Source organism: Streptomyces sp. NPDC051987 (genome assembly GCF_040680735.1).
Classification (GTDB): domain Bacteria; phylum Actinomycetota; class Actinomycetes; order Streptomycetales; family Streptomycetaceae; genus Streptomyces.
In genome coordinates this window covers 17,116-30,087 of sequence record NZ_JBFAXI010000038.1, presented here as the reverse complement: position 1 = coordinate 30,087, position 12,972 = coordinate 17,116, and the positions used below count along the sequence as shown (strand labels likewise).

General features: G+C 73.3%; 13 protein-coding genes. 4 read left to right on the top strand and 9 right to left on the bottom strand.

From position 1 onward, the window contains the following. Positions 1 to 27: 27 nt before the first annotated feature. Positions 28 to 729, bottom strand: coding sequence for a uracil-DNA glycosylase (locus AB0M11_RS21485; RefSeq protein WP_365707739.1), 702 nt, complete (start codon positions 727 to 729; stop codon positions 28 to 30). A gap of 216 nt (positions 730 to 945) precedes the next feature. Here AB0M11_RS21485 and AB0M11_RS21480 point away from each other — a divergent pair, with 216 nt between their 5' ends. Continuing rightward, positions 946 to 1,587, top strand: coding sequence for an RNA-binding S4 domain-containing protein (locus tag AB0M11_RS21480; protein WP_365707737.1), 642 nt, complete (start codon positions 946 to 948; stop codon positions 1,585 to 1,587). A gap of 22 nt (positions 1,588 to 1,609) precedes the next feature. On the opposite strand, the gene AB0M11_RS21475 is transcribed toward AB0M11_RS21480, so the two are convergent. Next, positions 1,610 to 2,302 carry a methyltransferase domain-containing protein gene (locus AB0M11_RS21475; RefSeq protein WP_365707734.1) on the bottom strand — a complete coding sequence of 231 codons (693 nt, stop codon included), beginning with the start codon at positions 2,300 to 2,302 and terminating at the stop codon, positions 1,610 to 1,612. Between the two features lie 150 nt (positions 2,303 to 2,452). Then, positions 2,453 to 3,367, bottom strand: a complete 915-nt coding sequence (locus AB0M11_RS21470; protein ID WP_365707732.1) for an acyltransferase domain-containing protein — start codon at positions 3,365 to 3,367, stop codon at positions 2,453 to 2,455. A 67-nt stretch (positions 3,368 to 3,434) separates the two neighbouring features. Here AB0M11_RS21470 and AB0M11_RS21465 point away from each other — a divergent pair, with 67 nt between their 5' ends. Then, positions 3,435 to 3,734 (top strand): DUF6343 family protein, encoded by a 300-nt coding sequence (locus AB0M11_RS21465; RefSeq protein WP_365707729.1) that lies wholly within the window; start codon positions 3,435 to 3,437, stop codon positions 3,732 to 3,734. Between the two features lie 104 nt (positions 3,735 to 3,838). Here AB0M11_RS21465 and AB0M11_RS21460 read toward each other — a convergent pair whose 3' ends face one another. From AB0M11_RS21460 to rpsA, 4 genes are all read right to left on the bottom strand, one after another. After that, positions 3,839 to 4,225: a tetratricopeptide repeat protein gene (locus tag AB0M11_RS21460; RefSeq protein WP_351695052.1), complete on the bottom strand. Its 387-nt coding sequence runs from the start codon at positions 4,223 to 4,225 to the stop codon at positions 3,839 to 3,841. Between the two features lie 50 nt (positions 4,226 to 4,275). After that, on the bottom strand, positions 4,276 to 4,908 hold the full coding sequence (gene coaE, locus AB0M11_RS21455; protein ID WP_365707727.1) for a dephospho-CoA kinase: 633 nt from the start codon (positions 4,906 to 4,908) through the stop codon (positions 4,276 to 4,278). A gap of 111 nt (positions 4,909 to 5,019) precedes the next feature. Next, a complete protein-coding gene (locus AB0M11_RS21450) occupies positions 5,020 to 5,958 on the bottom strand; it encodes a PAC2 family protein (RefSeq protein ID WP_365707725.1) in 939 nt (312 codons plus the stop codon). Positions 5,959 to 6,196: 238 nt separating this feature from the next. Further along, positions 6,197 to 7,693, bottom strand: a complete 1,497-nt coding sequence (gene rpsA, locus AB0M11_RS21445; RefSeq protein WP_031166273.1) for a 30S ribosomal protein S1 — start codon at positions 7,691 to 7,693, stop codon at positions 6,197 to 6,199. Positions 7,694 to 8,060: 367 nt separating this feature from the next. Here rpsA and AB0M11_RS21440 point away from each other — a divergent pair, with 367 nt between their 5' ends. After that, complete coding sequence (locus AB0M11_RS21440) at positions 8,061 to 8,909, top strand: class I SAM-dependent methyltransferase (protein ID WP_365707831.1); 849 nt, start codon at positions 8,061 to 8,063, stop codon at positions 8,907 to 8,909. A 173-nt stretch (positions 8,910 to 9,082) separates the two neighbouring features. Next, positions 9,083 to 11,623: an ATP-dependent helicase HrpB gene (gene hrpB, locus AB0M11_RS21435; RefSeq protein ID WP_365707722.1), complete on the top strand. Its 2,541-nt coding sequence runs from the start codon at positions 9,083 to 9,085 to the stop codon at positions 11,621 to 11,623. Here the strand turns inward: hrpB and AB0M11_RS21430 are convergent. Together AB0M11_RS21430 and AB0M11_RS21425 are read right to left on the bottom strand one after the other, a co-directional pair. Further along, positions 11,613 to 12,605: a DUF3068 domain-containing protein gene (locus AB0M11_RS21430; protein WP_365707720.1), complete on the bottom strand. Its 993-nt coding sequence runs from the start codon at positions 12,603 to 12,605 to the stop codon at positions 11,613 to 11,615. The two genes, hrpB and AB0M11_RS21430, sit on opposite strands and share 11 nt — an antisense overlap. Positions 12,606 to 12,626: 21 nt before the next feature. Beyond that, positions 12,627 to 12,761 carry an SPW_0924 family protein gene (locus AB0M11_RS21425; protein ID WP_365707718.1) on the bottom strand — a complete coding sequence of 45 codons (135 nt, stop codon included), beginning with the start codon at positions 12,759 to 12,761 and terminating at the stop codon, positions 12,627 to 12,629. Positions 12,762 to 12,972 lie beyond the last annotated feature (211 nt).

Sequence of the window (12,972 nt, the reverse complement as noted above, 5' to 3'; positions counted from 1 at the left end):
TTCGCACAGGAAACCCGTCCCGCCCCCTCAGCCCAGTCCGGCCGCCTGCGCCGCCGCCCGCAGCACCTCGCGAAGCATGTCGGGGGTGAGGCGGCCGGTGAAGGTGTTGCGCTGGCTGACATGGAAGCAGCCGAAGAGATCCAGGCCGCCGAGGCCGACCCGGGCGCCGTGCGCGAAAGCCGGGCGGGGCCGGGGCACGGTCCAGCCCGCCTCCGCGAACGCCGGCAGCGCGGCCTGCCAGCCGAAGGCACCGAGCACGACCGCGGCGCGCACCGTCGGCCGCAGCAGCGTCAGCTCCTCGACCAGCCAGTGGCGGCAGGTGTCGCGCTCCTCAGGGGTCGGCTTGTTGGCGGGCGGGGCGCAGTGCACCGGCGCGGTGACCCGCACGCCGTGGAGCTCCAGACCGTCGCCGGCACGCACCGAGGTCGGCTGCGAGGCGAGCCCGACGTCGTAGAGCGCCTGGTACAGCACGTCACCGGAACGGTCGCCGGTGAACATCCGCCCGGTCCGGTTGCCGCCGTGCGCGGCCGGGGCGAGGCCGATGATCAACAGCCGGGCGTCGGCGGGCCCGAAGCCGGGGACGGGCCGGCCCCAGTACGTCCAGTCGGCGAACGCGGCCCGCTTGGTGCGCGCCACGTCCTCCCGCCAGGCGACCAGACGGGGGCACGCCCGGCAGGCACTGACGCGCTGGTCGAGGTGGGTGAGCTGGGTGGGGGGTGTGGGGTTCACCTCTCCACGGTAGGGGCGGGGTGGCGAGGGAGCCGAGGGCGAGGTCCGGCGGAGCAGCGCGGTCGGGACGGCGGGCGTTCACGAGGGCACCCGTACTGGCCGCAGGCGGGTGGCGAGCTGGGTGGCGGCGCCAGTCCCGCCAGGGCTGCCTCGGCCGCTCACCGGCGTCGGCACAACGGTTCCGATGGTGTCGGCTCGGGGGGCTAAGGTCGGGGCATGGCTTCTGAGGATGCGGACGACGGCAGGGAGCGCGCGAGCGCTGGCTCCGGAGCACCCGCCTCGGCCGGGCTTGACGGGCCCGCCGGGGCGACCAGGGCGACCGGGGCGACCGGAGGCCCCGCCACCCCGGCTCCTGACCCCGCCGCGGTGGCCGCGGCCGTCGCCGCCGCCGAGGCGGCGGGCCCGGCTCCCGGGGAGAGCGTGCGGATCGACAGCTGGATCTGGGCCGTCCGCCTGATCAAGACCCGCTCCATGGGAGCCACCGCCTGCCGGGGCGGGCACGTCCAGGTGAACGGCGAGCGGGTCAAGCCGGCGCACTCCGTGCGGGTCGGCGACGAGGTGCGGCTGCGCCACGAGGGGCGGGAGCGGGTCGTCGTCGTGAAGCGGCTGATCCGCAAGCGGGTCGGGGCTCCGGTCGCCGCCGTGTGCTACATCGACAACTCCCCGCCGCCTCCGCCCCGCGAGGCCGTCGCCCCCGTCGGCATCCGCGACCGCGGCGCCGGCCGTCCCACCAAGCGCGACCGCCGCGAACTGGAACGACTGCGCGGCACAGGAGGGCCGGGCGGCACGAGCGGGGGCGGCATGGGTGGCATGGGCGCGCCGGGCCGGCCGAGAGGCGGACGCCCCGGCGGACGGTGACCGGGTCGGCCGTCGGGCGCCGCTACGCCGACGGCACCGCCCTCACCCACGTCCCGTCCTCGGTCAGGTACTCGGTCACCTCCAGTCCCGCTTCCGCGAGCGCCTCCTCGAACTCTTCCCGGGTGAGCGGGCGGGCCAGGAAGGTCTGGGTCCACGTCGCGTCCGGGAACTCGTACTCCGCGCGGACCGCGTTCACCCCGGCCCCCACCGGGTCGGCCGACACGATCCGCACGGTGCAGCCGCTGGGGTCCGACCGCTCCCTCGGCACCTTGGTGTGGTAGTCCGCGCCCTCCCGCTGGATGAGCACGCAGCCGCCGTCCGCCACGTGCGCCGCGCAGGCCCGCAGCATGCCCCGGCGCACTTCCGCGTCGCCGGTGTGCACCAGGAACGACGCGAGCATCACCACGTCGAACTTCTCGCCCAGGTCGAGTCCTTCGATGGTGCTGCATATCGTGCGCGCCCCATGTACGCGCTCCAGCATCTCCGCCGACTCGTCCACCGCCGTGACCGTGAACCCGCGCTCCACGAGCGGATGCGTCATGCGCCCCACACCGCAGCCGAGCTCCAGGATGCGGGCGCCGGCCGGGACCGCCGCCTCGATGATGTCCGGCTCGTCCCCCACGGTCAGCCGCGCGTAGAGCTCGACCGCGCAGCCGTCCGGGGTGATCGCCCCCGGACCCGTCCCCTCGTACCCCTCACGCAATTCAACCGTCATGCCCGAACAACGGCCCGTCGCCGCACCGCCGTTCCCACGCCTCGACGGTTCACTCGTTCGAGCAGTTCGAGACTCCGAGGGGAACTTTCGACAGTCCGACTCGGTCGGCTCGGTCGGCTCAGTCGGCTCGGTCGGCTCGGTCGGCGGCTGTCACCGGTCCCACGGAAACCAGCCGTGTCCGACGTACCAGTGGCCGCCCGCCCGCAGGTGGTCGCCGACCACCCGCTCCAGCGACGTCCGCCGGGGCAGGTCCCGCACCGGCAGGTCCGGGTCGCCGAAGACGAAGCCGACCGGTGTGGTGTCGGCCGGCTCCGTGTCCTCCCATCCCGGCCGGAACCGATCCTGGAAGCGGAGGATGTTGGAGGCCGCCGGGAGGAGTCGGCGCAGCTGGGGATCGAGCAGCCAGGAGTGGCAGGTCGCGACGGTGTGCGGCTCCTCGGGGAAGTGCCGGGCGAAGAACTCCCGGGCGTGGTCCAGGGAACGGTCGCAGGCGACGGGGGTGAGCGGCCCGCGGAAGTCGGGGATGTGCACGTCCAGGGAGGGCTCGCCGGCGGTCACGTCGGTCCCGGCCGCCCTGATCGCCTCCGCCGTGCGCCCGCCCAGCGCCGTCCGCTCGTACTGCAGGCGTCCCAGCTGGTAGAGCCGGCCGCAGAAGTGGCGGGTGAGCCAGTGGCCCTGGCGCGCGCCCAGTCCGCCGCTGCCGCATCGCCTGCGGTGCAGCGCCATGCCGCGGCCGAGGTCGGCAAGCGTGTGGCGGGAGACGTCGTCGGGAATGCCGCGCGCCCGGTGCACCGCGCGGACCCGCGGCACCGCGGCGAGGAAGACGTACACCAGGGCGTACTCCCCCAGCGCGGCCCCGGCCTCGGCGGCCAGGTCACCGAACCCGGCCGGGTCGTCCACCTCCCGCACGGCACCGGTCACGACGTCGGCGCCCTCTGCCAGCAGCCGCCGGAGTCCGGGGTCGGCGGTCACGGTCCGCCGCAGTGCCACCACGTCGTTGATGTCCTCGTGCGGCACGGCGAGGTCGAGCAGCAGGTCGGGCAGGTCGGCTTCGTCCGGCAGCACGGCGGGATCCCCCCTTGGTGAAACGTCCACTCGAAGAGTACGTTGCAGACAGGAGCGGTGATCCGGCATGCGCACAGGCAGTGAACCGGCGACCGCCCGCAGTGCGCTGCGGGCGCGGTTGTGGCTGAGCGTGTGGGGGCTGGCCTGGGCGATCTTCGGCACGGCGCTGTTCGCGGTGCTCGGGCGGCCCGGCTGGGCGGCCGCCTGCGGGGTGCTGTGGCTGGTGGCCACCGTCGACCTGGTCGTGATCGTCAGGCACATCCGGCAGGGTCCGCACTACCAGCCGGGGCGGGACGTGCCGCCGTACCGGCCCGTGGACACCCCCTCGCCGCCGTACCGGCGCCCGCCGCGGCACCGCCACCCGTGAGGGAGCCTCCCGCGCGTCCGTCACCAGCTCAGCCGCCACTGGCTCCCTGGCCACCGGCGCCCTCGCCACCGCGCCCGCGTCGCGCACTCACGCGCGTCGCAGGCTCACGCGCCGTTGTCGAAGCGGGCCGCCTTCAGGTATTCCGGGTTCGGGTCCAGGGCGGCCGCCAGCCGGAAGTGGCGTATCGCGAGGTCGGCGCGGCCCTGGCGCTGGTAGGTGCGGGCGAGCGCGAAGTGGGCGAACGCGTTGTCCGGTTCACGCTCCAGGACGATGGTGAACTCCAGCTCGGCCGGGCGCAGTTGCGCGGCGGCGAAGAAGGCACGCGCGCGCAGCAGCCGGGCGGCGGTGTTCTCGGGGTGGGCGGCGATGACGCCGTCGAGCAGCTTCACCGCACCCCGCGGGTCCCGTGCGTTGAGCAGTTGCTCGGCGGCACGGAAGTCGATGACATGCGTCTCCGGAGTACGTCCGGTCGAACCGCTGGTCTCGGGCACGGCAAAGTCCTTCCCTCACTGAAGCGGTTCAACGCCCGGACGGGTGCCCGCTATTTCGACGACGCGTCCCGGTCGCCCGAACCGGCCGTCCGGGCCCGGCGCACGAGGTCCGCCCACACCTCTTCGACCCGGCGGCGGAGCGCGTCCAGGGGGACGTCGTTGTCGATCACGACGTCCGCGATCTCCAGGCGTTTCTCGCGGGTCGCCTGCGCTGCCATGCGGGCGCGGGCGTCCTCCTCGGTCATCCCCCGCAACCGGGTCAGCCGGTCCAGCTGGGTCTCGGGAGCGGCGTCCACGACGACCACGAGGTCGTAGAGCGGGGCGAGGCCGTTCTCGGCGAGGAGCGGCACGTCGTGCACCACCACGGCGTCGTCGGCGGCCGCGCGCTCCAGCTCGCGGGAGCGCGCGCCGACCAGGGGGTGCACGATCGAGTTGAGCACGGCGAGTCTGTCGGGGTCGGCGAAGACGATCGAGCCGAGCTTGGGCCGGTCCAGGCTGCCGTCGGCGGCCAGCACCTCGGGACCGAAGGCCTCGGCCACGGCGGCCAGGCCGGGGGTCCCGGGCGCGACGACCTCACGCGCGATGCGGTCGGCGTCGATCAGCACCGCGCCGTGTCCGACGAGCAGCTGGGACACCTCGCTCTTGCCGGCGCCGATCCCGCCGGTGAGACCAACTTTCAGCATGCCCCGAAGCTTAGGCCCTGCCGGTGACACCGACCGGGACCGGGCCGGCCCGCCGCCCCCGGCCGAGGCTCGTCGCCCGGCCGGTGCGGGTGCGGTGCCGGCGGGCCGACCTCAGTTCTCGCCCTCCCGCTCGGCGAGGAAGCGCTCGAACTCGAGGCCGATCTCGTCCGCCGAGGGGATCTCCACCGGCTCGGCGAGCATGTTGCCCCGGGTCTCGGCCCCGGCGGCCGCGTCGTACTGGTGCTCAAGGCCCTGCACGAGGGCGGTGAGCTCCTCGTCGCCCTCCTGGATCTGGCTGTCGATCTCGGTCTGGGTGCGGTGCGCGTCCGTCCGCAGAGCGTGCGCGATGCCCGGCAGGACCAGGCCGGTGGCCCCCGTGACGGCCTCCAGGACGGTCAGGGCGGCGTCCGGGTAGGGCGAACGGGCGATGTAGTGCGGCACGTGCGCGGCGACGCCCAGGACGTCGTGGCCGACCTCCATGAGACGGAACTCGAGCAGCGCCTCGGCGCTGCCGGGCACCTGGGCCTCGTCGAACGGGCTGCGGTGGCCGGGGACCAGGTCGGTGCGGTTGCCGTGCGGGGTGAGGCCGACCGGGCGGGTGTGCGGGACGCCCATGGGAATGCCGTGGAAGGTCACGGACAGGCGGACGCCGAGCCGCTCCACGATCTGCCGGACGGCGGCGGCGAAGCGCTCCCATTCGACGTCGGGCTCGGGGCCGGACAGCAGCAGGAACGGCGCGCCGGTGGCGTCCTGGACGAGCCGGACCTCGATGCCGGGCTCCTCGTACTCGGTCCAGCGGTCCCGCTTGAAGGTCAGCAGCGGGCGGCGGGCCCGGTAGTCCACGAGCCGGTCGTGGTCGAAGCGGGCGACGACCTGGTGGGGCAGCGAGTCGAGGATCCGGTCGACGATCTGGTCGCCGGTCTCACCCGCGTCGATGTATCCGTCGAAGTGGTAGAGCATGACAAGACCAGCCGACTCCTGGGCCAGCGCCATGTCGACGGCTGCCAGGCCCTTCGGCTCCCATGCGTACAAACCCTGCGGATCAAGCACTGTGACCGCCCCTCCTCGTGTTCGTACGCTTCAACGCACCCTGGAGCAGGGGCATTCCCACCGGCACCCCTGATCAGCCATCTCTCGGGGCCCTTTGTCGGAAAGGAAAGGAACAACGCGCCTCTAAGGGGCGCGGGGAACTGCGCGACCAGCCCCCACCGGGCCCGTAGCCGAAACACCGAGAGGCCGCACCCCGAAAGGTACGGCCCCCCAGTCAGGAGCTACAGCTCAGTGGGCGTCAGCTCTGGCCGCCCGCCAGCTTCTCGCGCAGCGCGGCAAGCGCCTCGTCCGAGGCCAGCGCACCGGAGGTGTCGGCGCCCTCGGAGGAGTACGAACCGCCACCCGCGGCCGGAGCCGCACCCGCGGCGTCGCCGCCCTCGGCAGCGGCAGCGGCGTCGGCCTCGCGGCTCTTGATGACCTGCTGCTGGTGCTGCTCGAAGCGGGTCTGCGCCTCGGCGTACTGGCGCTCCCACTCCTCGCGCTGCTTCTCGTAGCCCTCGAGCCAGTCGTTGGTCTCGGGGTCGAAGCCCTCGGGGTAGATGTAGTTGCCCTGGTCGTCGTAGGACGCGGCCATGCCGTACAGGGTCGGGTCGAACTCGACCGACGCCGGGTCGGCACCGAAGGACTCGTTGGCCTGCTTCAGGGACAGCGAGATCCGGCGACGCTCCAGGTCGATGTCGATGACCTTGACGAAGATCTCGTCGTTGACCTGGACGACCTGCTCCGGGATCTCCACGTGGCGCTCGGCCAGCTCGGAGATGTGGACCAGACCCTCGATGCCCTCGTCGACGCGGACGAACGCACCGAACGGAACCAGCTTCGTGACCTTGCCGGGCACGACCTGGCCGATCTGGTGGGTGCGCGCGAACTGCTGCCACGGGTCTTCCTGGGTCGCCTTCAGCGACAGGGAGACGCGCTCGCGGTCCATGTCGACGTCGAGGACCTCGACCGTGACCTCCTGGCCGACCTCGACGACCTCGGAGGGGTGGTCGATGTGCTTCCAGGACAGCTCGGAGACGTGGACCAGACCGTCGACGCCACCCAGGTCCACGAAGGCACCGAAGTTGACGATCGAGGAGACCACACCGGAGCGGACCTGACCCTTCTGGAGGGTCGTGAGGAACGTCTGGCGGACCTCGGACTGGGTCTGCTCCAGCCAGGCACGGCGGGACAGGACCACGTTGTTGCGGTTCTTGTCCAGCTCGATGATCTTCGCCTCGAGCTCCTTGCCCACGTAGGGCTGGAGGTCGCGGACGCGGCGCATCTCGACCAGGGAGGCCGGGAGGAAGCCGCGGAGGCCGATGTCGAGGATGAGACCACCCTTGACGACCTCGATGACGGTACCGGTGACGATGCCGTCCTCTTCCTTGATCTTCTCGATGGTGCCCCAGGCACGCTCGTACTGGGCGCGCTTCTTCGAGAGGATCAGGCGGCCTTCCTTGTCCTCCTTCTGGAGGACCAGGGCCTCGATCTCGTCACCGACGGCGACGACCTCGTTGGGGTCGACGTCGTGCTTGATCGAGAGCTCGCGGCTCGGGATGACACCTTCGGTCTTGTAACCGATGTCGAGCAGGACCTCGTCCCGGTCGACCTTCACGATGACGCCGTCGACGATGTCGCCGTCGTTGAAGTACTTGATCGTCTCGTCGATCGCTGCGAGGAAGGCTTCCTCGTTACCGATGTCGTTGACCGCTACCTGCGGGGTGGTGGCGGTGGTCTCGGTGCTGCTCGTCATGTGGGAAAGGGCTCCGGTACGGACATTGAAGTCGTAGGTACTGCTTACGCCGGGAGCCCGTTTCGCTCTGATGAAGCCGGACAGCCAAGGAAGCGCCACATGAAACCAGTGGTGGCGCCTCGAAAACCGAGGGGACATACAACAGATGCGAGCGCAGCCTGCTACGTCTGAGGTGCGCAGGCCCGCAGCGCAACTTGTAGCATACGGGGGCAGCCGGGCAGGGTCAATGCGCGAAGGCGCACACCCGGGGCGGATCGCCGCATACCCGGCACAAGAAACGTCCCACCAGGCCACGTACGCCTGAGAGACCTCCTCCGTGACACACCCGTGACGGGTTGCACGGAAGAGTACGACGAGGGAGCCGATCATCCAAGAGCCCGATTCTTTCGACCTCGCCGAGGCCGGTACGGCGACCGGCGCCGAGGCCGAACCCGAAGCCACCCGGCGTGCCGCCGGGGTCGCGGAGAGCAGCCGGGCCAACCGGGGCTGGTGGGACCGCAACGCCGACGAGTACCAGGTCGAGCACGGCACGTTCCTCGGCGACGACCGTTTCGTGTGGGGGCCCGAGGGCCTCGACGAGGTGGAGGCGGAGCTGCTGGGCCCGCCGGAGGAGCTGAAGGGCAAGGACGTCCTGGAGATCGGCGCCGGCGCGGCCCAGTGCTCGCGGTGGCTGGCCGCGCAGGGCGCCCGGCCGGTCGCCCTGGACATCTCGCACCGCCAGCTCCAGCACGCGCTGCGCATCGGCGGATCGTTTCCCCTGGTGTGCGCCGACGCGGGGGCGCTGCCCTTCGCGGACGCGTCCTTCGACCTGGCGTGCTCGGCGTACGGCGCGCTTCCCTTCGTCGCGGATCCGCGCCTGGTGCTGCGCGAGGTCCGGCGGGTGCTGCGGCCGGGCGGGCGGTTCGTCTGGTCGGTGACGCACCCGATCCGCTGGGCGTTCCCGGACGAGCCCGGCCCCGAGGGGCTCTCGGTCTCCGCGTCCTACTTCGACCGGACGCCGTACGTCGAGCAGGGCGAGGACGGCCGCGCGGTGTACGTGGAGCACCACCGCACGCTCGGCGACCGGGTGCGGGACATCGCCTCCTCCGGTTTCCGGCTGGTCGACCTGGTGGAGCCGGAGTGGCCGGCCTGGAACACCTCCGAGTGGGGCGGCTGGTCCCCGCTGCGGGGACGTCTCGTCCCGGGTACGGCGATCTTCGTGTGCGAGCGGGACTGAGGAGCAGCGGGACGGACGGGCCGGCGGGGCTGACGGGGCTGCGCGGGCGGCCGCACCGCGCGGCCGTCGATGGGGCGTCCGGCGGGTCGGGACGCCCGGTGGGAACAGGGCGGGCGCCTTGACACCGCACGCGCGCGTGCGAGGCGCCTTCGGCCGCGTACGACACTGGGTGGGTGATCCGTTACGACGCCCTCGACGCGCTGCCCGTCCGGCAGGCCCTGCCCGGTCTGCGCGACGCCCTGGACGGGCGGGGCACCGCCGTCCTGGTGGCACCGCCCGGCACCGGCAAGACGACGCTGGTGCCGCTGGCGCTGGCCGGGCTGCTGGGCGAAGGGCCCGCCCGGCGGGTGGTGGTGGCCGAGCCGCGCCGGATCGCCGCCCGCGCGGCGGCCCGCCGGATGGCCTGGCTGCTCGGCGAGCAGACCGGGCGGAGCATCGGCTACACCGTGCGCGGCGAACGGGTCGTGGGGCGCCACGCGCGCGTGGAGGTCGTCACGACCGGCGTGCTGCTGCAGCGTCTGCAGCGTGACCAGGAGCTGTCCGGCGTCGACGTGGTGATCCTCGACGAGTGTCACGAACGCCATCTGGACGCCGACACGGTGGCGGCCTTCCTCCTGGACGTGCGGGAGACCCTGCGGCCGGAGCTGCGCCTGGTCGCCGCGTCGGCGACGACGGACGCCGCGGGCTGGGCCCGGCTCCTGGGCGACGCGCCGGTGGTCGAGGCGGACGGCGTGTCGCACCCCGTGGACGTGGTGTGGGCGCCGCCGGCGCGTCCGGTGCGGCCGCCGCACGGGACGCGCGTCGACCCGGCGCTGCTGGCGCACGTGGTGTCGGTGGTGCGACGGGCCCTGGCCGAGCGGGACGGGGACGTGCTGTGCTTCCTGCCGGGCGTGGGCGAGATCGCGCGCGTGGCGGGCGGATTGGGCGATCCGGGGGACGTGGACGTGCTCCAGGTGCACGGCAGGGCCCCGGCGGCCGTGCAGGACGCGGTGCTGGCGCCCGGGGCGCGGCGCCGGGTGGTCCTCACCACTTCGGTGGCGGAGTCCTCGCTGACCGTCCCGGGCGTCCGGGTGGTGGTCGACTCCGGGCTCGCGCGGGAGCCGCGGGTCGACCACGCGCGCGGGTTGAGCGCTCTGACGACGGTACGGGCGTCACGCGCGGCCGGGCGGCAGCGCGCGGGGCGCGCCGGGCGTGAGGCGCCCGGGGTGGTCTACCGGTGCTGGTCCGAGGCGGAGGACGCCCGCCTGACGGCCTTTCCGGCACCGGAGATCAAGGTGGCCGACCTGACCGCGTTCGCCCTCCAGACGGCCTGCTGGGGCGATCCCGACGCCACGGGGCTGGCGCTGCTGGACCCACCGCCGGGCGGAGCGATGGGGGCGGCGCGGGAGCTGCTGACGGCGGTCGGGGCGGTCGACGCCGTCGGCCGGCCCACGGGGAGGGGGGTGCGGTTGGCGCGGCTGGGGTTGCATCCCCGGCTGGGGCGGGCGCTGGTGGACGGTGCCGCGGTGGTGGGTGTGGAGCGGGCCACGGAGGCGGTCGCCCTGTTGAGCGAGGAGGTTCCTCGCGAGTACGGGGACGACCTGGGCGCTGCTCTGCGCAGGGTGCGGCGTGGGGGTGACGCCTACTCCGGGAGGTGGCGTGCGGAGGTCCGCCGGCTGCGGGCCGTCTTCGACGACACGGCCCACCCGGCCGCCCATGACGGCCGGCCGGCGGACGAGGCCGGACTCGGTCCGGGCGCTCCCGACGATCAGGTCGCCGGGTTCGTCGCCGCCCTCGCCTTTCCGGAGCGGGTCGGCCGGGCGGACGGCGGCTCCTGGCTCATGGTCTCCGGGACCCGTGCCGAACTCCGGGAGGACTCGGCCCTACGGTCCACGCCCTGGCTCGCCGTGGCCGTCGCCGACCGGCCGCTCGGGAAGGGGCACGCGCGTGTGCAGCTCGCGGCGGCCGTGGACGAGGAGATCGCGCGCGTGGCGGCCGGAGCACTGCTGGACGAGCGGGACGAGGTGCACTGGGCCGACGGTGACGTCGTCGCCAGGCGCGTGGAGCGGCTCGGGGCGATCGAACTCGCGGTGCGGCCGGTGCGGGACGCCGATCCGGCCCTGGTACGCGGGGCGCTGCTCGACGGGCTGCGGCGCGAAGGGCTCGGTCTCCTGCGGTGGACGCCCGACGCCGTCGTGCTGCGGCAGCGGCTCGCCTTCCTGCACCTGCGTCTCGGTGCGCCCTGGCCGGACGTGTCCGACGACGCGCTGCACGCGCGCGTGGACGCCTGGCTGGAGCCGGAGCTGGGCCGGGCCCGGCGGCGGGCCGATCTCGGGCGGATCGACGTCGGGGAGGCACTGCGGCGGCTGCTGCCGTGGGCGGGCGGGGAGGCCGGCCGGCTGGACGAGCTGGCGCCGGAGCGGATCGTCGTACCGAGCGGGTCGCGGATCCGGGTCGACTACGGGAATCCGGAACAGCCGGTGCTCGCCGTGAAGGTGCAGGAGATGTTCGGGCTGCAGCAGTCGCCCACGGTGGCCGGTGTCCCGGTGCTGGTGCATCTGCTGTCACCGGCCGGACGGCCCGCCGCCGTCACCGCCGACCTCGCCTCGTTCTGGCGGGACGGCTACAAGGGCGTGCGGGCCGAGCTGCGCGGGCGGTATCCGAAGCATCCCTGGCCCGAGGACCCCGCCGCCGCCGAGCCGACCCGGCACACCAACGCGCGGCTCAGACGCTGACCGGCTCCGGGACCGCTGTGCCGAGCGGCGCCGGGTCCCCCGGGCGGCGGTCGCGGGCCTCCAGGCAGAGGGAGAGGGCGAGCAGCGCGATGCCGAGGGACAGGAACCCCCAGGGGAGGTAGGAGGTCAGCATCAGGACGATCGTGCGGTTGTGCTTGACCAGCGCGACCGTGTGCTCGGTGAAGTCCTCGCGCATCTTCACGTCGCCGGCGAAGGCGGTCACCTTGGCCCGGCCGCCGAGCAGGGTGCCGCCGCGCAGCTCCTCCTTGTGGATCTCCTCGCCGTAGACGGGCGCCCCGGTGACCGGCTCGACCCAGAACCTGCGGACGGTGGTGTACCAGCGGGTCGTGCCGGTCCTGGCGACCGACTCCGGGGTGATGCCCTGCACCGGCATCTTCTTGGGCAGGGAGACCTTGGTCCACGGGACGGTCTGCTCGAAGTAGTAGACCGCGAGGCCCCGGAAGGTCCGCGTCCCCTTGTAGTGGATGGGGGCGGAGGTGCGGGTCTGCGCGTCGAAGTACTCGTAGTCCCGCTTCTCGGTCAGGAACGGGAACTTGAACTCGATGCCGTCCCGTTTCACCGGGTCGCCGTCGACCATCTCCCCGGTGGCGTGCACGGGTTCCTGGCTGTGGGCGTCGAAGATGTAGCGCTCGGGGATCTCGGAGACCATCTTGCCGTCGGGCCCCTGGACGTAGGACAGGCCGTCCCAGACGACGACGTCCCGGCCGGCCGTCTGCTCGATCTTCTTCGCGGCCGCCACGTCGCCCCTGAGGGTCTGGACGATGGTGACCTGGGGGACCTTCTTCGCCTTCATGGTGCCGTAGTCGAGGAGCGTGGCGTTCTTCGCCACCAGGACCACGTCCTGGTACTGGTTCGCCGGGATCTTGGCGAGCCGTGGGAAGGCGTACCAGCGCAGCATCGGGGACAGTGTCGCGAAGAACACGGCACAGGCGAGCAGGACCAGGCTGGCCTTGCGGCGCATCTCGGCCTCCCGGGGCGGCGGTTACGGGTGTGCGGGCACCGTCGTGAGCAGCGGCTTCGGGGACGTCTCGCCGGTCGGCGACCCCATGGCGCCGACCGTCACGACCAGGGCGACCGCGAGGACGAGACCGGTCGCGGCGGCGATCAGGGCGCGCATGCGGGTCCTCCCTGCGGACGGCGGTCTCCTGATGGAGCGTCAGGTCCGGGCACCGTAGCAACGGGAGGGTGAGATGAGAACAGGTCGTTCGGCGGCCCGGGCGCCCGCCCCGCGGGGCGGGGGGGCGCCCCCCGCGGCGGAGCAGCCCGGAGGAGGGCCGGGGGGCTGGGCCGGCGGGCCCCGCGGCCCCAGCCCCCCCGGCGGGCCGCCG

Coding starts and splice junctions, on each gene's coding strand:
- AB0M11_RS21425 (WP_365707718.1), bottom strand. CDS start 12,761: ATGCGCGCCCTGATCGCCGCCGCGACCGGTCTCGTCCTCGCGGTCGCC.
- rpsA (WP_031166273.1), bottom strand. CDS start 7,693: ATGACGAGCAGCACCGAGACCACCGCCACCACCCCGCAGGTAGCGGTC.
- AB0M11_RS21430 (WP_365707720.1), bottom strand. CDS start 12,605: ATGCGCCGCAAGGCCAGCCTGGTCCTGCTCGCCTGTGCCGTGTTCTTC.
- AB0M11_RS21480 (WP_365707737.1), top strand. CDS start 946: ATGGCTTCTGAGGATGCGGACGACGGCAGGGAGCGCGCGAGCGCTGGC.
- AB0M11_RS21465 (WP_365707729.1), top strand. CDS start 3,435: ATGCGCACAGGCAGTGAACCGGCGACCGCCCGCAGTGCGCTGCGGGCG.
- coaE (WP_365707727.1), bottom strand. CDS start 4,908: ATGCTGAAAGTTGGTCTCACCGGCGGGATCGGCGCCGGCAAGAGCGAG.
- AB0M11_RS21475 (WP_365707734.1), bottom strand. CDS start 2,302: ATGACGGTTGAATTGCGTGAGGGGTACGAGGGGACGGGTCCGGGGGCG.